We start from the raw sequence: 17,928 nt of genomic DNA on the forward strand, positions 1-17,928 counted from the left end.
AAAATTATAAAATCATAAATTACTTCACAGCTCTCAACATTTCCCGTTTACCCGGAGGTCCGGGAAGGCGTTTCAAATTGAATCCGACTTTCCGGAGAGCTTGTTTAACCGTACCTTTAACGCAATAGGTTGTGAGAATTCCTTCGGGTTTGAGAGCCGTGTAGAATTTCGTGAGCATGCTTTCACTCCAAAGACGAGGTTGTACATCGGGTGCGAATGCGTCAAAAAAGACAATATCAAAATATTCATGGAAATTGACCTCTTCGAAGTCCGCTTTGTGTTTATGAATTGTAAAATAGGAGGTGATCGGAACATCTTCTCCCCAAGGCGCATCATGAAGTTGTTGAAAAAGAAGTGTGTCTGCCGGATCAAAATAGTCTGTATAATTCATACAACCGATTTCCTGAGGCGTTAGTGGATATTTTTCAAAGGTATGGAACATAACTTTCCTTTGACTCTCTCGAGCCTCCAGTAGGGCTAAAAAGGCATTTAAACCTGTTCCGAATCCCGCTTCGAGAATACGAATGTTGTTTTGACCGTAATACTCGATGCCTGCCTTGATAAATATATGAGTTGATTCCTGAATGGCACCGTGAATTGAATGATAGTGTTCATTCAGTTCGGGAATATATAAAGTGTTGCTGCCGTCTTCGGTGATAACGATTTCTCTATGCATGTTTTAACACAATTCTTGACGAAGCAAATTTGCAAATTCAATGACATCATTTTCTGTGGTATCAAAAGAGCATACCCACCTAACCTCGGCTGCATCTTCATCCCACACGTAGAAGAAGCATTCTTCTTGAAGTTTGGTGATTTTTTCCCTGGGAATAATAGCAAAAATCTCGTTTGCTTCCACTTTTTGCGTGATGCTGACAGAGGGAATTTGTGCTGCTGCTGCGGCTAGTTTTTGAGCCATGGCATTCGAGTGGGAGGCTGATTTTAACCACAGGTTATCTTTCAAAACTGCTGAGAATTGTGCGGCGATAAACCGGGATTTGGAGTGCAATTGCATCAACTGTTTTCGGATATATTTTACCTCTTTCGACATATTGGTATTGAAGAATACAACGGCTTCTCCGAACATCATCCCGTTTTTGGTACCCCCGAAACTCAACACATCAATACCTACTTCTTTCGTGATACTGGCCGGTGTACATCCTAGGTAGGCAATTGCATTTGCCAGTCGGGCTCCATCCATGTGAACGTACATGTCGTGGGCATGAGCAAAGTCACAAATCTCTTTTAATTCGTCATGCGTGTATACCGTTCCGAGTTCGGAACACTGGGTCAGGGAGATAATTTTCGGTTGCGAGTGATGCTGATCGCCGAAACCGTGCATGTGGTTTTGGATCAATCCCAAGGTAAGTTTACCATCAAATGTGGGTACGGTCAATAGTTTACTTCCTGTCTGCTTTTCGATAGCTCCGCATTCGTCCACGTTAATATGAGCTGTTTCTGCACAAATGATGGCGTTGTACGAGTGGGTGAAAGCCGAAAGGCTTAAAATATTTGCTCCGGTCCCATTGTACACGAAATAAACGTCGATATCGTCACCGAATAGTTTTTTGAAATCTGTGATCGCTTTTTCCGTGTACACATCTTCTCCGTAGGAGTGCTGGTGCCCGAATGCCGATTCTTCAAGTGCCTTGAATACTTCCGGTAAAACGCCGGAAAAATTATCACTACCGAAACCTCTAAGTCCCATATATTGATTTGAACGTAAAATTAATTGTTTAAAATGATTGGTCGGACAAAAGTAGTGATTATTTGTAATATTGAAAGCGATTGATCGTAGTTATTTGTTTGAGAATTAATGTGAAGGTAGAAAATGAGAATTATATTGTTGTTTTTAAAGAGATTTTTAAGGACCTATTTTTTTGTAATATATTGGATGCTAATCATATTTAAGAACAAGTGATAAAAAAGAAAGATACAAATCAGAGGGTAATACAAAATAGGCTGTCTTTAGGGACAGCCTATTTTATATGTGATATAATAACTTATTACATCAAGAAACTTAACAGGATACCGGCAGCCACGGCTGACCCGATAACTCCTGCCACGTTAGGTCCCATTGCATGCATCAACAAGAAATTACCGGGATTGGCTTCTTGTCCCACGTTTTGTGATACACGGGCAGCCATCGGAACGGCTGATACTCCCGCGGAACCGATTAACGGGTTGATCTTGTTCTTGGTAAACAAGTTCATGAATTTAGCCAGTAAGACACCTCCGGCACTACCCAAACTGAATGCCAAAATTCCGATCAACAGAATAGCAAGAGTCTGGAAGTTCAAGAAAGCTGCTGCAGTAGTTGTCGCTCCCACGGAAATACCCAAGAATATGGTTGTGATATTCATCAATTCGTTTTGAACCGTTTTGCTTAAACGATCGACAACACCACTTTCGCGCATCAAGTTTCCGAGCATCAAGCAACCTATCAAGGGAGCTGCAGACGGTAACAATAAAGAAACGAAAATTGTAACCACGATCGGGAATACGATTTTCTCTTTTTTAGATACCTTACGCAATTGTTTCATAACAATTTCACGTTCTTTCTGAGTGGTCAACGCTCTCATGATAGGCGGTTGGATCACGGGAACCAATGCCATGTACGAGTAAGCCGCAACTGCAATCGGACCGAGTAGGTTCGGGGCTAACTTTGACGTTAGATAGATTGCGGTCGGACCGTCAGCACCTCCAATGATACCGATAGAACCGGCTTCGGCATACGTGAATCCAAGAGCGAGGGCTCCCAAAAAGGTAGCGAAGATTCCAATCTGTGCGGCGGCTCCCAAAAGGAAACTTTTAGGATTTGCTAATAACGGACCAAAATCTGTCATAGCTCCAACTCCGATGAAGATAATACAGGGATATATCCCTAGTTTTACCCCTAAATAAATGTAATCCAACAAACCTACCTTGTTAGCATCTGCGAAATTCGCCCAGTGTACATGTCCTCCATCGAATAGTTCCGGATGAAATAATCCGGCTCCCGGCAGGTTGGTCAACAACATACCGAAGGCAATGGGTAGTAACAACAAGGGTTCGAATTTCTTCACAATCGCCAGGTAGAATAGTACACATGCCACGATGATCATAACTATACATAGCCAGTTCCCTTGAAAGAGATAAGCAAATCCCGTGTCGTTCAGGAATTTTTCTATTTTCTCTCCCATGTTGATTTCTTCTGCATGGAGGGTAAAAGGTGCTATGAAAAGTCCGATTAAGGCAGCTATTTTCAGTAGATATTTTTCAAATTGTTTCATTTTTGACAAATTTACGGAGAATTAAGCCAATTCAATGAGCGGGTCATCCTGAGATACAGATTGACCAGTGGTTACGTGAATTGTCTTCACCTGGCCATCACTGTTTGCCATAATGTTGTTTTCCATCTTCATGGCTTCCATCACGATTAAGACGTCGCCTCGTTTCACCTGGCTACCAACTTTCACGTTTATAGCGGAAATCGTTCCCGGAAGTGGAGCTTTTATACTAGCACTCTTGTTTGCGGGAGCATTTGATTGAGTTGTGGCATGGTATTGAGTCGCTGCTGGAATCGCTGCTGCTTTGCGAGTAACAGTCGGAGGCACGATATTTTTGCTTTCATAAGATACATCGTAAGAAATACCGTTTACCTCAACAGTAGCCCTATTATGATCTGTTACATTCACAGTGACATCGAAATTATTCTCGTCGATAGTGATTTTGAATTTGTTCATATCTTTTTATTGTTACTTGTTAAGATTTCTCATGCTATAAATTTTAGAACTCCACGGAGAATAACGTCTTTCGACTTCTTCAATGGTGATAACGTGAGGTTCTTCATCATGCGAGTCAAAGTACAGGTGCATGGCCATCGCGATGGCAGCCTGTTCATGTGGCGTCGGATGTGTGTCGGTTGTTACCGAGGCTTCCTCTATAGCGGGATCGTTTTTCACTTGATCTTCCTGTTTATTAACAATTTTTGTCAACAAGTTGATAATCCAAATTTGGAAAACAAGCAACAAAAATACAGTACACATTCCAATTCCCGTAACGAGGAGCGCATAGCCCCAATTGATTGTTAACATGATCATATCTTATTTTATAAAGGTATATTAGAGTGTTTTTTCATCGGGTTGGTAACACGTTTCGTCTGTAAAGACTGGAAAGCGCGAATAATGCGGAATCGAGTATTACGCGGTTCGATAATGTCATCAATATATCCATAAGAAGCAGCTTTGTACGGGTTGGCGAATGCCGTGTTGTACTCATCTTCTTTCTCTGCGACGAATTTAGCTTTTTCCTCCGGATCCGTGAATGCAGCCAGTTCCTTACCGTACAATACCTCGATAGCACCTTTGGCTCCCATTACGGCAATTTGTGCGGTAGGCCAAGCGTAGTTGAAGTCTCCGCGCAATTGTTTACATGACATCACGTCGTGAGCCCCTCCGTAAGATTTCCGTAAAGTGATTGTTACTTTAGGAACCGTGGCTTCCCCGTAAGCGAACATTAATTTCGCCCCATGAGTGATGATACCGCCATATTCTTGTACTCGTCCCGGTAAGAATCCCGGTACGTCTACCAACGTTAAAACAGGAATATTGAAACAGTCGCAGAAACGCACGAAACGAGCGGCCTTGCGCGAAGCTTCAATGTCAAGAACTCCGGCATAGAAACTCGGTTGGTTGGCAATAACACCGACAGAACGTCCTCCCATGCGGCAGAATCCTACAATAATATTGCGGGCGTAGCGTTTATGTACTTCTAGGAATTTTCCGTGATCAACGATAGCTTCGATCACCTCCATCATGTTATACGGGTGATTCGGATTATCTGGAATCAAGCTATTTAACTTGTCTTCCAGACGGTCGATCGGATCACTGCAAGCGATCATCGGGGTTTCTTCCAGGTTATTGGATGGCAAATAAGAAAGTAGGTCACGAATAATAGCGATACCTTCTTCCTCGTTTTCAGCCAAGAAGTGAGATACTCCGGATTTGGTTGAATGAACTTCCGCTCCTCCCAGTTCTTCGGTCGTAATATCTTCTCCCGTTACGGTTTTCACAACTTTGGGGCCAGTTACGAACATGTAAGATGATTGGTCGGTCATCAGGATGAAGTCCGTTAAGGCTGGGGAGTATACGGCTCCACCGGCACAAGGACCGAATATAGCAGAGATTTGAGGAATTACTCCAGAAGCCAAGATATTCCGTTCGAAAATTTCGGCATATCCGGCTAGAGAGTTAACTCCTTCCTGAATACGGGCACCTCCCGAATCATTCAATCCGATAATGGGGGCTCCCACGGTCATGGCTTTATCCATTACCTTACAAATCTTTTGAGCTAACATTTCGGAAAGAGCTCCACCGAAAACTGTGAAGTCTTGAGCAAAAACAAATACGAGACGTCCATCAATTGTTCCTTGACCGGTTACTACACCATCTCCCAAAAATTTGGTTTTCTCCATACCAAAATTGTAGCAGCGGTGTGTTATGAACATGTCAAACTCTTCGAAACTGTCTTCGTCTAGTAACATGGCTATTCTTTCCCGTGCCGTATATTTCCCTTTTTTGTGTTGAGATTCAATACGCTTTTCTCCCCCTCCAAGTTTTGCCTGAGCTCGTAATTCGATTAACTCCTTGACTCTATCTTGATTTGTCATAATATGATAATTTATATAGGCTAATTTGTCTGAGAATTATTTTGTTCCGCAAAGTTCGGTCAATACTCTGCAGGTTGATTTCGGGTGAAGGAATCCGATTCTTAAACCTTCTGCACCACCGCGCGGAGCTTTGTCGATCAACTGACAACCAGCAGCGCTAGCGTCATTCAATGCAGCTTGAACATCCTCTACTGCAAACGCCATGTGGTGCATGCCACCACCCGTTTTTTCAACGAATTTACCAATAGGTCCTTCCGGATCAGTGGATTCTAACAATTCGATCTTGGTTTGTCCTACTTTAAAGAAAGCTGTTTTTACTTTTTGGTCTTTTACTTCTTCAATAGCGTAACATTGCAATCCTAAAACGTTTTCGTAAAATGGAATTGCTTCATCTAAGCTGGCAACTGCAATGCCGATGTGTTCGATATGTGTCGGTTTCATAATAAAAAACATTAAAAATTAATTATTGTATTTTAATCATTTAGCATAAATTTCACGCATCTTTTCAGAGGATATTCCTCGTTAAAATATTAAAGCGCGAAACTACTCATTGTTCTTGCGATTTTCAAGTAAAATCAGCAAATATTTCAAAAAAAAAGAAGTTTATATCTGTTTTAAATAATAGACTTATAACTTCATAACAACTAATTCCGTAGACATGGGAGAGGTGAAGTAGAAAATATTGAAATAAAATAATATGGAATGTTATGAGTAAGCAAAAATTTGTTGTATTTCTAATTGCGATTATCGGTATGATTGCCACTTTTTTACCTTGGTATGAAATCGGAGGTTACGGGATGGTAATGGGGTATGAATCTATCGGTTGGGTTACGTTTATCCTGTTTGCCGTGACTTTTCTCTTCGGGTTCCGGAAAGAACTCCGGAAGGATATGACGATGGGGTTACTGTATCTCGGGTCGGGCTGTTCACTGCTTGCCGCTTTCATGGTGTTGTGGCAGTTAATCATGCTCTATTTGAATCGCGAAGGAGCCGGGATGACCGTTGCTAGTGACACGTTGGCTCATGAAACCCGCGTGTTGTACGGGGCTTATCAGGTGGTGATTGCCGGGATATGCTTACCGTTTGGGGCTTTACTTTTCCGGAATAAATCGAAAAGATAAGGAAAATATATTTGTTCCGGTTTATGGAGTACTAGGAGTAATAGACTGTAATGTGTTGGTAAATAGTCCTATATTGAAATTGATAATTATAGATATTTATATTCCATTTACTCTAGTTTCTATCTTTTTTTCTATCTATCTATCTATCTATCTATCTATGTTCTATTACGATGGGCGTATGTTAGTTTTGATATAGTGATTGATGAGTGGTTGCATTATATTTGACATTCTTTCGCTATAGGGGAGGATCGTTTTTGTATTTTTTTTGTGTAGCTCAAAAAAAAGAACGATAAAACAGTCTTGTAAAGATCGTTTTCAGATTTAAATGAATTTTCGGATTGTGACATTGAAAAAAAATTTATACCTTGTCAACTCATTTTGACAACGAAAATTAATCATTAAATAAAATAATAGATATGTTTGATAAAAGCGTGTATGTAAATAGAAGAAAGCAACTTATCAATAAGATGAGTGGCGGCTTGGTATTGATTCTGGGTAATGAAGAAGCTCCTGCAAATTATCCGGCTAACACGTATAAATTCCGTCAGGATAGTTCTTTTCTTTATTTCTTCGGTTTGAATCTACCGGGTTTCGCCGGGGTGATGGACGTGGATTCTGGGGAGGCTTGTTTGTATGGGAATGATGTAGACATGGACGATATTATTTGGATGGGGCCACAACCGAAAGTGAAGGATTTGGCTGCCAGTGTCGGTGTGACGTGTTCCGCTCCTTTTGGAAAATTGTCCGGAGTGTTGAAGGAAGCTATTAGCCAGGGACGCAAGATTCATTTCTTACCGCCTTATCGTTATCACAATATTTTATTATTGGAAGATTTGCTGGGAATTCATCACTCACTGGTGAAGAGTTATTCTTCATTGGAGTTGGTGAAGGCTGTGGTTGCTTTGCGTTCCGTGAAGGAGGCTTGCGAGATCGAGCAAATTAATCTGGCTTGTAACATCGGATACGAGATGCACGTGGCCGCAATGAAACATGCGTTGCCGGGACAAAAGGAACAATATATCGCCGGGTTGATCGAGGGTATCGCCGCTTCTTACGGGAGCATGGTTTCTTTCCCCGTGATTCTTTCGCAGAATGGCGAGACGTTGCATAATCATGATCATAGTAAGACGCTGACCGTGGGGCGCATGATGCTGACGGATGCCGGGGCAGAGAATAACATGAATTATTGTTCGGATTTTACCCGTACGGTTCCCGTGGGTGGAAGATTCGACCAACGTCAGAAGGAGGTATATAATATTGTATTAGCTTGTAACAATAAGGCTATGGAAATTGCTCGTCCGGGCGTGACGTATCAGTACGTGCATCTGGAAGTTTGTAAGGTGTTAGCTCAGGGATTGAAGGATCTCGGTTTGATGAAGGGTGACGTGAATACGGCCGTGGCTGCTGGAGCTCACGCATTGTTCATGCCTCATGGGTTGGGACACATGATGGGATTGGATGTGCATGACATGGAGGATTTGGGTCAGATTTACGTGGGGTATGACGACGAAACCCGGCCAATCGATCAGTTCGGTACTTCCTCTTTGCGTATGGGACGCAAGTTACAACCGGGATTCGTGGTGACTGACGAGCCGGGTTGCTATTTTATCCCCGCGTTGATCGATCAATGGAGAGAGCAAGGTTTGCACAAGGAATTCCTAGTGTATGACAAGATCGAGACGTACAAGGATTTCGGTGGAATCCGTTTGGAAGATGATATTTTGATCACGGAGAATGGCTGTAAATGTATGGGTGATCGTCGTGCCCCGATTACGGTGGAAGAGGTGGAGAATACGATAAATGGATAAAATTATTAAAGAGTAGATATGAAATTCGTTGTTTCAAGTAGTAGTTTTTTGATGCGGTTGCAGGCCGTGAGTAAGGTAATTAGTGGAAAACCTGCACAACCTATTCTGGATAATATTCTGTTGGTTGCTAAAGACGACATGTTGTACGCCACGGCTTCCGACAAAGAAACGACCATGGAGGCCAAGATCGAGTTGGAGAACTTGGAAAACCCAGGAAGTATCACGATCCCGGCGAAGTTGTTGTTGGATATTTTGAAAGAATTCCCGGAACAACCGTTGACATTTGATATTAATACCGGAACAAACGAGGTGAAAATTATCTCGGACAAGGGAGAGTTTTCCGTGCCGGGTGAGAGTGCCGAGGATTATCCGGTGCAATCGGGGATGGACGAGAGCGTTAACTCGATTACCACGAATTGCGGAATGTTGCTGGAAGGTATTACCCGTACGGTATTTGCCACGGCAAATGATGATTTGCGTCCGGTGATGAATTGTATCCTGATGGAGATGAACGGGGAGAATTTCACGTTCGTGGCATCGGATGCTCACAAGTTGGTACGTTACAAACGTTTTGACGCTAAGACTGAAGGGGATCAATTCTCTTTGATTTTACCGAAGAAGCCGTCTTTGTTGTTGAAAAATATATTACCGAAAGATGATAGCGAGTTGCGTTTGCAATTTAACGAGAAAATGGCTTGCTTCACGTTCGGAAACTACAAGATGGTTTGTACGTTGGTAGAAGGACGTTTCCCGAATTATAACTCCGTGATCCCGCAAAATAACCCGAAGAAGATTATTATCGAGAAGAAGGAGTTGTATAATTCGTTGAGACGCGTATCCGTGATGGCTAACCAGGCTAGTAACCTGGTGAAGTTTGATTTAAGCAACGGGACGATCGTTATCTCGGCTCAGGATGTGGATTACGCTATGTCCGGACATGAAACGATTACTTGTCAATACGAGGGAGAAGAGATGGCTATCGGTTTCAAGTCTCCTTTCGTGCAAGAGATATTATCCAACCTTAACACAGAATCTTTTGTATTGGAGTTATCCGATCCGAGTCGTCCAGGATTGTTCCTGCCGTACGAGAGCGATAACGAGAACGAGGATTTGTTGATGTTGTTGATGCCGATGATGGTTTAATAATTTGGTGATTGACGATTCAATGATTTCGTGATTGTTCGTGCATGGCGCTGGTGGAAATCATTGAATCGTCAATCGTTAAATTACAGAATGGATAGAATCATAAATCTAAAATTAATAGGTTTTGGAATTAAAATTAACCAACCCGATTGTGTTCTTTGATTTAGAAACAACGGGTATTAATATTGCGAAGGACAAGATCGTGGAGATTTCGGTTCTGAAAGTGATGCCGAATGGGAAAGAAGAACAGAAAACGATCCGTGTTAACCCGGAGATGCATATTCCGGAACAGGCGTCAGCTATTCACGGGATATATGACGAGGATGTGAAGGATTGTCCCACGTTCAAGGAGATCGCTAAAGATCTGGCGCGCTATATCGAGGGGTGTGATTTGGGAGGCTATAATTCGAATCGTTTTGATATTCCGTTGCTGGCGGAAGAGTTCTTGCGCGTGGACGTGGATTTCGATATGCGTAAGCGGAAGTTCGTGGATGTACAGACGATTTTTCACAAGATGGAACAACGTACGTTAAGTGCAGCTTATCGTTTTTATTGTAACAAGAATCTGGAGGATGCGCATACGGCTGCTGCCGACACCACGGCTACTTATGAGGTGTTGAAGGCTCAACTGGATCGTTATAATGACACGTTGGAGAATGATATCACGTTCCTGAGTAAGTTTTCAGCCCAGAATAACACGGCGGATTTTGCCGGGTTTATCATATTTAATGAGGACGGGGTGGAAGTGTTTAATTTCGGTAAAAATAAGGGAGTACCTGTCGTGCAGGTATTGAAAGAGCAGCCTGGTTATTTTGCCTGGATGTTAAATGGTGAGTTCCCGTTATACACGAAGAAAATTCTGACGGAGATTCGTTTGCGAACGGCAGGATTGTTGAAGTAAGTTTCTTTGATTTTAAAATATGCGAGAGTACCGGAAGTTGAGATTCCGGTACTCTTTTTATTTTAAGGTGAGAAATGTGTGGGGGAAACAATTTTGTAAACTTTGTGATTTCTTTTTCGTATACGTGTGAAAAGAACTAGAAGAACGGGATGTAATGGTCATGTTCTTAACGAGGTGGATGGCTTTGTAGATAGGGGCGGGATGAGAATGAAACTGCAAAAAACATCGGGATGATAGAGGGTGTTGGATGTTCAATTTGTTACATGTTTTTTTCATGGAGGTTTGATATACTTCTTACTATTTTGCTGAGAGTTGGAATGATAAAAAGAAAAACGTAATTAAATAGTCGATGGTTTATGAGATTTAAATGGATGGTTTACGCTATGTCTGTTCTTTTATGGATCGGATGTAAGGGAAAGAGGAATAATACGTATCAGGATATTGTTCGGCCTGTTAAAGTGGTAAATGTAGAGTCTTTGGGTGCGGTGAACAAATTGTATACCGGTATCGTGGAGGCGGAAGAGTACAGTAATCTGGCATTTAAATTGTCGGGGCCGCTTATCTCGATGAACGTGGACGAGGGACAGAAAGTGAAGAAGGGGCAAGTGATTGCGGCGGTAGATCCGTTGGATTATAAGTTACAATACGAGGCGAATAAAGCCGCTTATCTGACGGCAAAATCACAATTGGAACGAAATAAACGATTGTTGTCCATGCAAGCGATATCCAAACAGGAGTACGAGATTGCCGAGGCGAATTATATAAAAGGGAAATCTGCTTACGAGGCTTCGGCAAACACGTTGGAAGATACGAAATTGCGGGCTCCGTTTGATGGTTTTGTGGAGAAGAAATTCGTGGAGAATTACCAGAAAGTATCCCCGGGAGAATCTATTATAAAGTTGGTGAATCCGAATAAGCTGGCGGTAAGTTTCACGTTACCCGAGACGAGTGTTGATCTGACTCGTACACCGATGACAGTGGCGGTGGAATTTGATACTTATAAGGGAATATGGTTCAAGGCCAAGGTGAAGGAGTTTATTGATGCTTCCCCGGACGGGACGGGTATTCCGGTGAAATTGTCGATTGATGATCCCAGGTTTTCCCGAGACGAGCATAATATATATCCGGGTTTTTCCTGCAAGGTAAACTTGAAGATTGAGGCGGGTGATGAAAATAGTTATATCGTGCCGATGAGTGCGTTGTTTAAAGATTCGACAACGGGTAAGACGTGTGTATGGCTGTACGAGGCTAAGACTGGAACGGTGAGCAGTAGACCGGTGGAGATCGGGCAGTTGTTCGGGAATGATAAGATTATGGTACGGAATGGACTAACCAATGAGGATGTGATTGTGGTGGCGGGAACGAATTATATAACGGAAGGTCAAAAAGTGAAGTTGCTAAAATAAGTAGAGATTATGAATATAGCTAAATATTCGCTAGATAACACGAAGGTAATTTATTTCTTTTTGGCCATTCTCTTGATCGGGGGAGTGTTTTCTTTCGATCTGTTGGGGAAAAAGGAAGATTCGCCTTTCGTGATAAAAACGGCGGTCGTTATAACTCGGTATCCGGGAGCTACCCCGAGTGAGGTAGAGCAGTTGATCACGGAACCGATCGAGAGAGAGATACAATCCATGCGTCGGGTTTACAAGTTGAAATCTGATTCGTATTACGGAATGTCCAAGATTCAGATAGAATTGAGCCCGGCAACCCCGCCGGAGGAGATGCCGCAGATGTGGGACGAGTTGAGACGCAAGGTGTTGAACATTCAACCTTCGTTACCTTCGGGAGCCTCGACGATTAGCGTGTCGGATGATTTCGGGGACGTGTTCGGTATATATTACGGGTTGACGGCAGATGAGGGATTCTCATATCACGATTTGCGGGAGTGGGGACAGAAGTTGAAGACACAGTTGGTTTCCGTGGACGGGGTGCAGAAGGTGGCCCTGTATGGAGAACAGACGGAGGTTGTGAACGTGTTTATTTCCATGTCGAAGTTAGCGAATTCGGGTGTTGATCTGAACTCGTTGATGCAGACGATTAAATCTCAGAATTCATTGATTAACACGGGGGAGAAACGTGCGGGAAATATTGAGTTGAAGATACTGGCGGATGGGACTTACAAGACGCTGGATGATATCCGGAACCAGTTGATCGTGACAACTAGCGGCCAGCAGGTGCGACTGGGAGATATCACGACGATTGAAAAAGGGTATATGGACCCGCCGAGTAGCTTGATGCGGGTGAACGGTAAACGGGCTATCGGTATCGGAATTTCAACCGACCCGGAACGGGATGTGGTGAAGACAGGGAGGCTGGTAGTGGAGAGGTTGCAACAATTGGAGGAGATGATGCCCGTGGGAATCGAACTGGTGACGCTTTACCCGGAGAACGAGATTGCGAGAGAGGCGAACAACGGGTTCCTGTTGAATCTGGTGGAGTCTGTGGCGATCGTGATATTTATTATCCTGTTGGTCATGGGTACCCGTGCCGGATTTCTGATCGGTTCTTCGTTGGTGTTCTCTATCGGGGGAACGATGTTGATTATGCAGTTTATGGGAGTGGGGTTGAACCGGACGTCGCTGGCTGCTTTTATTATCGCCATGGGTATGTTGGTGGATAATGCTATCGTGGTCACGGATAATGCTCAAATATTGATTAAAAAGGGAATGCGACGACGGGATGCTTTGATTAAGGGGGCTACGGTTCCGCAATGGGGATTGTTGGGAGCGACGTTGATTGCCATATTCTCTTTCCTGCCGTTGTACTTGGCGCCTTCGGCTGTTGCCGAGATGGTGAAACCGTTGTTTATCGTGTTGGCCGTATCTCTGGCGTTAAGTTGGATTTTAGCCTTGACGCAGACAACTGTGTTCGGTAATTTCATGTTGAAGGAGAATACGGATGGTCCTGCGAAAGATCCTTATGATACCAAATTTTATAACAAGTTCGTTTCGTTATTGCGCGGATTGATCAAGCATAAGGTGATCACGCTTGTTTCGGTGCTTTGCCTGTTCCTGTTATCTTTATATGTCATGGGGGTTATGCCCCAAAATTTCTTCCCGAGTATGGATAAACCTTATTTCCGGGCCGATTGTTTTTTGCCGGAGGGTTTTAGTATCCGGGAGTCCGAGAAGATGATGTCGGATATCGAAAGTTATTTGTTGAGGCAAGAAGAGGTGACTAATGTTTCCGTGACGATCGGGGGATCGCCGCTCCGGTATTATCTAGCAAGTACCTCTTTCGGGCCGAAGGCGAATTTCGGAAACTTGTTGATCGAGGTACAGAGGAAAGAACAATCCCCGGTCGTGGAAGAACGTTTGAATACTTACGTGCGGGAGAATTACCCGGATGTGTTGATTCGATCGTCCTTGTTCAAGATGTCTCCGGCTGTGGAAGCTGCGATAGAGATCGGTTTTATCGGGGAAAATATTGATACGCTGGCGAATTTAACCGAACGTGCCATGCAGATCATGCGGGGATGTGACATGGTGACCGATGTCCGGGGTAGTTGGGGAAATAAAGTCCCGGTTTGGGAACCTGCTTATTCTCAGGAGAGAGGGCAACGTTTGGGGATTACCCGTCAATCGGTGGCTTATGCCTTGAAGATCGCCACGAATGGATTGGCCCTCGGGGATTACCGGGAGAAGGATTTGTTTATGCCGATCCTGTTGAAAGAGGATGGTTTCGATAGCAAGAATTTGGATAACATGAAAACGTTACCTGTGTTTGCCACGCAAGGTTTCACGGTGCCCCTAGCGCAGGTGGTGGACAGTTTTGCCTATGATTATCACTACAACGTGATTAAGCGGTATAACCGGGACCGGGTGATGATGGCACAATGTGACCCGAAACGGGGGGCTAACACGAAAGCGGCTTTCTCGCAGGTGTGGAGCCGGGTGAAACAGATGGATGTTCCGGAGGGGTATCAGATGAAGGTTTTTGGGGAGGACGAGAGTCAGGTGGAATCCAATCAGGCTTTGGCTGCTAATATGCCGTTGACTTTCATATTGATGTTTATTGTGCTGTTGTTGCTTTTTAAGACTTATCGAAAACCGACGATTATATTGTTGATGGTGCCGTTGATCTTTATCGGGGTCGTGTTCGGTTTGCTCGTGATGGATAAGATGTTCGACTTTTTTGCTCTTTTAGGCGTGTTGGGCTTGGTCGGAATGAATATTAAGAATGCGATTGTGTTGGTGGATCAGATCGGGATCGAGCAGGAAAACGGGCTGGCCCCGTTGGATGCTGTGTTGCAGGCGACGAAATCGAGAATCGTTCCGGTGGCTATGGCTTCGGGGACCACGATATTAGGAATGTTACCGTTGCTGTTTGATGCCATGTTTGGCGGGATGGCGGCTTGTATTATGGGAGGTTTGCTGGTTGCCAGTTTATTGACGATTGTGGTATTGCCAGTGACGTATTGTTTGATATTTAGGATAAAGGCCGATTAATTTTAGATTGAACTCCTCTGTCAGCTTCGCTGCAACCTTCTCAATGAACAGGGTTGGAGCTAGAGACTTTTCCCGAAGACGGTGAGTAGTGTAGCTCTTCCTCTGTTTATAGAGGGAGTACCCGAAGGGGGGAGGAAGTTTAGAAATAAAGTTGAAGGAAATTTAGAATGAAATAATTTTCAATTATTATGAAAGGAATTATTATTACAATAGGAATTCTATTAATAACGATGGTAAGCGGAAAGGCTCAGACTTTGACAGTGGAACAGTACCGGGCAAAGGTGTTGGAGTATAACCAGGATATAAAACAATCGAGAGAGACCGTCAAAGCAGCGATATATGCCTTGAAAGGAGTAAAGACGGGTTTCTTCCCGAAATTACAATTGGGTGGAAACTATTCTTACCAGATCGAGGATCTGGAATTTATGCCAGGAGTGGATTTGAAACATGATAATTATTCGGCTGAAGCCGCTTTATCGCAGAACGTGTATTCGGGGAGTGCGGTACGGAAACAGCAGGAGGCTGCTAAGTTGCAGAAGGCGATTGCCCGGTTGGGAGAAGAACTAACCATAGATAATATCGTGTATGCGGCAGATGTGAGTTATTGGACTGTGGCGGCGAACGAGAGCCTGTTTTATATTTCTCAAGAGTTTGTGATGATTGTGCGGGAACTGGATGGGATCGTGCAAAAACGTTTTGACGAGGGGGCGATTAGTAAGACTGATCTTTTAATGGTGAAAACTCGTTTGAAGGAAGCCGAGTTGCAGCAATCTACCCGGAGTATGAATTATCAAACGGCAATGCAGTCGTTTAAGATCATGATGGGGGCCCCGTTGGAAGAACAGGTGGTGATTATTGATTCGATACAGAAACCGGTGATTGTTCCGGCGTTGCAGCCTTTGGAGGTTGCCTTGAAGCGGAGGGCTGATTACCAGATCGCTGCGCAGGATTTTAATTTGACAAAACAACAAACGAAGATTATTCGTTCCAAATATTTGCCACAGTTTGCCGTGGGATTGAAAGAGACGTGGGGAACACCAATGATCAACGTGGATGGAAAGGAGAAGTTTGCCACAGTGGCTTTTGCCAAATTTAGCATGCCGATTTTCAACTGGGGAGAGAAACGTCAATACGTGAAGCAAAATCGGGCGATGGAAACAAGCAAGGAGTTAGCCATGAGTAAGGTGGAAGATCAGGTGAAGGAGGAGTTGGCGAACGCCTGGGTAAAGTTGAATGAGAATTGGAAACAGGTGGAGATCGCTAATTCCACGTTGGAAATTGCTCGTGAAAACTTGAAATTGAATACGTTCAGTTATAACGAAGGGAAATTACCGATTCTGGATGTACTCTCTTCACAGGCAACTTGGTTGCAGTCATATACGAACGTGGTATCAGCTAATTACCAGTATAAAGTAGCCTATGCCGAGTACGTGAAGATTTTGGGAGGACTTTGATGGGCTGAAAGCCCGTTTAATTTTAGATTTAATGATTTTAGATTGAAAAATTCCGTGATTGGGAGATTGCCGATTCTGTGATTCAGCAGCACAAGCTGCTGTGAACAAAGCGCCCCGCAGGGGTCCATTGACCTTATAAACTTTATGGACTTTATAAACTTTATGAACTCGTTTTTTCAATTGTTTAGCAGTATTTTGATAAAGAAGTTAATGGCTCCGGTGGCGTGATCGCCTTTGAGGTCTGTTAATTTTACGTTGCAACCTCTTTTTTGAAATTCGTCGAAAGCTTTTTGGGTGTTGAAGTAGGGAACGTAATCATCGGTTGGAGAGTGCATGAATGTAATCGGGGCTTCGGGAATCCAGTTGAGTAACGTGTTTGCTGCTAATAACTGATCCAGACGTTGGATAGAGGTATTTTTGGCCGCAGTGTAGAAATCCGGATGCAGGATCGCATCCAGACGGTTTCCCAGTTGGTAATTAATTTCATTTAGCCCGTGTTGTCCGTCATACAAACTTTCTATTTTTGGGGGATCTATAAACAATTCATCAAGCTGCATTTCGTTCTTTGTGTTGAGTCCCAAAATCAGATAGGGGGCAAAGGCCGGGGCAGACATGATATTTTGTTTCAGGTATGCCTGATAGGTTTGGGTGAAATCGTAAACGCCACCTCCCGCGTATACTTGTTTTACTTTCCAAGGGGAGGTTGACGAGTTTTCCATTTCTCGAAGCAAGGCTAGCGTGGCGCTACCTCCTTGCGAGTATCCGGCGAGGGTGATTTCCTCCGGGAGTTGAAAACCTTGCGACGTCAAGTATTCTTTCCCGGCACGGATCATGTCGAGACAAGTGTGTCCGGTGATAGAGGATTGCATGAATGGGTGGGGGAGAGAGTGCGTTTTTCCGAACCCGATGTAATCAGCCATGACCACGATTTGGTTAAAGAAAACGGGGATGATTTCCGGTGAAAGCAATACCAATGATGGCGCCTGTGATTTTAAGAACAGAGTGGAGTGTTGTATGCTGGTAATTCCTTTGATTTCTCCGGCCGGATAGGCGATGATACCCGAAGCAACGACATCTTTGTTGTTAACATCCTTTGTCCAGTAGTTGATGGCTATCACCCGGATGTCTTTGACAAAAGAAGATAAGAACGGGTAATTGTTGAATATTTCCGGGTAAGCTTTTTGAATATCTTGGGATGAAAAACTTTTTTCTTGCGTGACGAAAATTAAATAACGGGCGATATCTTTATCCTTGTCGTCTGAACATGAGGCGAAAAACAGACATGCGATACATACGAAACAGATTAATTTTTTCATCATCACTAGATCGATTTGTAAGTTCAAGATCAAAAGTAAGGAATAAATTCGGGATTATAAGAGAAAATCATGTTCAGTTTTATA

The 17,928-nt window shown here is 43.5% G+C and carries 15 protein-coding genes; 7 read left to right on the top strand and 8 right to left on the bottom strand.

Annotation, left to right across the window (positions count from 1 at the left end; translation table 11 throughout):
* Window positions 1-19 precede the first annotated feature (19 nt).
* From mnmD to mce, 7 genes are all read right to left on the bottom strand, one after another.
* Window positions 20-676, bottom strand: a complete 657-nt coding sequence (mnmD, locus tag DWW52_RS10445) for a tRNA (5-methylaminomethyl-2-thiouridine)(34)-methyltransferase MnmD (protein WP_118715456.1) — start codon at window positions 674-676, stop codon at window positions 20-22.
* A 3-nt stretch (window positions 677-679) separates the two neighbouring features.
* Window positions 680-1,729 carry a low specificity L-threonine aldolase gene (locus DWW52_RS10450; RefSeq protein WP_370449510.1) on the bottom strand — a complete coding sequence of 350 codons (1,050 nt, stop codon included), beginning with the start codon at window positions 1,727-1,729 and terminating at the stop codon, window positions 680-682.
* 277 nt (window positions 1,730-2,006) lie between these two features.
* Entirely contained in the window at window positions 2,007-3,182 is a 1,176-nt protein-coding gene (locus DWW52_RS10455; RefSeq protein WP_370449511.1) for a sodium ion-translocating decarboxylase subunit beta, read from the bottom strand.
* A gap of 111 nt (window positions 3,183-3,293) precedes the next feature.
* Entirely contained in the window at window positions 3,294-3,725 is a 432-nt protein-coding gene (locus DWW52_RS10460) for a biotin/lipoyl-containing protein (RefSeq protein WP_118715459.1), read from the bottom strand.
* A 12-nt stretch (window positions 3,726-3,737) separates the two neighbouring features.
* Complete coding sequence (locus DWW52_RS10465; RefSeq protein WP_158582560.1) at window positions 3,738-4,076, bottom strand: OadG family protein; 339 nt, start codon at window positions 4,074-4,076, stop codon at window positions 3,738-3,740.
* 14 nt (window positions 4,077-4,090) lie between these two features.
* Window positions 4,091-5,650, bottom strand: coding sequence for an acyl-CoA carboxylase subunit beta (locus DWW52_RS10470; RefSeq protein WP_118715461.1), 1,560 nt, complete (start codon window positions 5,648-5,650; stop codon window positions 4,091-4,093).
* 36 nt (window positions 5,651-5,686) lie between these two features.
* Window positions 5,687-6,091, bottom strand: a complete 405-nt coding sequence (gene mce, locus DWW52_RS10475; RefSeq protein ID WP_118715662.1) for a methylmalonyl-CoA epimerase — start codon at window positions 6,089-6,091, stop codon at window positions 5,687-5,689.
* Window positions 6,092-6,357: 266 nt separating this feature from the next.
* Here mce and DWW52_RS10480 point away from each other — a divergent pair, with 266 nt between their 5' ends.
* The 7 genes from DWW52_RS10480 (at window position 6,358) to DWW52_RS10510 (ending at window position 16,528) form a co-directional block, all read left to right on the top strand.
* Window positions 6,358-6,771 (top strand): hypothetical protein, encoded by a 414-nt coding sequence (locus DWW52_RS10480; protein WP_118715462.1) that lies wholly within the window; start codon window positions 6,358-6,360, stop codon window positions 6,769-6,771.
* Window positions 6,772-7,187: 416 nt separating this feature from the next.
* Window positions 7,188-8,579: an aminopeptidase P family protein gene (locus DWW52_RS10485; protein ID WP_118715463.1), complete on the top strand. Its 1,392-nt coding sequence runs from the start codon at window positions 7,188-7,190 to the stop codon at window positions 8,577-8,579.
* An 18-nt stretch (window positions 8,580-8,597) separates the two neighbouring features.
* A complete protein-coding gene (gene dnaN / locus DWW52_RS10490) occupies window positions 8,598-9,722 on the top strand; it encodes a DNA polymerase III subunit beta (RefSeq protein WP_118715464.1) in 1,125 nt (374 codons plus the stop codon).
* 124 nt (window positions 9,723-9,846) lie between these two features.
* The gene (locus DWW52_RS10495) at window positions 9,847-10,623 is read left to right on the top strand and encodes a 3'-5' exonuclease (RefSeq protein WP_118715465.1); all 777 of its coding nucleotides are present in this window, start codon (window positions 9,847-9,849) and stop codon (window positions 10,621-10,623) included.
* A gap of 356 nt (window positions 10,624-10,979) precedes the next feature.
* Entirely contained in the window at window positions 10,980-12,029 is a 1,050-nt protein-coding gene (locus tag DWW52_RS10500; RefSeq protein ID WP_233556827.1) for an efflux RND transporter periplasmic adaptor subunit, read from the top strand.
* Window positions 12,030-12,038: 9 nt separating this feature from the next.
* A complete protein-coding gene (locus tag DWW52_RS10505) occupies window positions 12,039-15,074 on the top strand; it encodes an efflux RND transporter permease subunit (protein WP_118715466.1) in 3,036 nt (1,011 codons plus the stop codon).
* A 188-nt stretch (window positions 15,075-15,262) separates the two neighbouring features.
* The gene (locus DWW52_RS10510) at window positions 15,263-16,528 is read left to right on the top strand and encodes a TolC family protein (RefSeq protein ID WP_118715467.1); all 1,266 of its coding nucleotides are present in this window, start codon (window positions 15,263-15,265) and stop codon (window positions 16,526-16,528) included.
* Window positions 16,529-16,704: 176 nt separating this feature from the next.
* Here DWW52_RS10510 and DWW52_RS10515 read toward each other — a convergent pair whose 3' ends face one another.
* A complete protein-coding gene (locus DWW52_RS10515) occupies window positions 16,705-17,847 on the bottom strand; it encodes a S9 family peptidase (RefSeq protein WP_118715468.1) in 1,143 nt (380 codons plus the stop codon).
* Window positions 17,848-17,928 lie beyond the last annotated feature (81 nt).

The organism is Odoribacter sp. AF15-53 (genome assembly GCF_003479425.1).
In the GTDB taxonomy this organism is placed as follows: domain Bacteria; phylum Bacteroidota; class Bacteroidia; order Bacteroidales; family Marinifilaceae; genus Butyricimonas.

Bases quoted from the DNA above. Each gene is read 5' to 3' on its own strand.
- mnmD (WP_118715456.1), bottom strand. From the start codon at position 676: ATGCATAGAGAAATCGTTATCACCGAAGACGGCAGCAACACTTTATAT.
- DWW52_RS10455 (WP_370449511.1), bottom strand. From the start codon at position 3,182: ATGGGAGAGAAAATAGAAAAATTCCTGAACGACACGGGATTTGCTTAT.
- DWW52_RS10460 (WP_118715459.1), bottom strand. From the start codon at position 3,725: ATGAACAAATTCAAAATCACTATCGACGAGAATAATTTCGATGTCACT.
- DWW52_RS10465 (WP_158582560.1), bottom strand. From the start codon at position 4,076: ATGTTAACAATCAATTGGGGCTATGCGCTCCTCGTTACGGGAATTGGA.
- DWW52_RS10470 (WP_118715461.1), bottom strand. From the start codon at position 5,650: ATGACAAATCAAGATAGAGTCAAGGAGTTAATCGAATTACGAGCTCAG.
- mce (WP_118715662.1), bottom strand. From the start codon at position 6,091: ATGAAACCGACACATATCGAACACATCGGCATTGCAGTTGCCAGCTTA.
- DWW52_RS10480 (WP_118715462.1), top strand. From the start codon at position 6,358: ATGAGTAAGCAAAAATTTGTTGTATTTCTAATTGCGATTATCGGTATG.
- DWW52_RS10485 (WP_118715463.1), top strand. From the start codon at position 7,188: ATGTTTGATAAAAGCGTGTATGTAAATAGAAGAAAGCAACTTATCAAT.
- dnaN (WP_118715464.1), top strand. From the start codon at position 8,598: ATGAAATTCGTTGTTTCAAGTAGTAGTTTTTTGATGCGGTTGCAGGCC.
- DWW52_RS10500 (WP_233556827.1), top strand. From the start codon at position 10,980: ATGAGATTTAAATGGATGGTTTACGCTATGTCTGTTCTTTTATGGATC.
- DWW52_RS10505 (WP_118715466.1), top strand. From the start codon at position 12,039: ATGAATATAGCTAAATATTCGCTAGATAACACGAAGGTAATTTATTTC.
- DWW52_RS10510 (WP_118715467.1), top strand. From the start codon at position 15,263: ATGAAAGGAATTATTATTACAATAGGAATTCTATTAATAACGATGGTA.
- DWW52_RS10515 (WP_118715468.1), bottom strand. From the start codon at position 17,847: ATGATGAAAAAATTAATCTGTTTCGTATGTATCGCATGTCTGTTTTTC.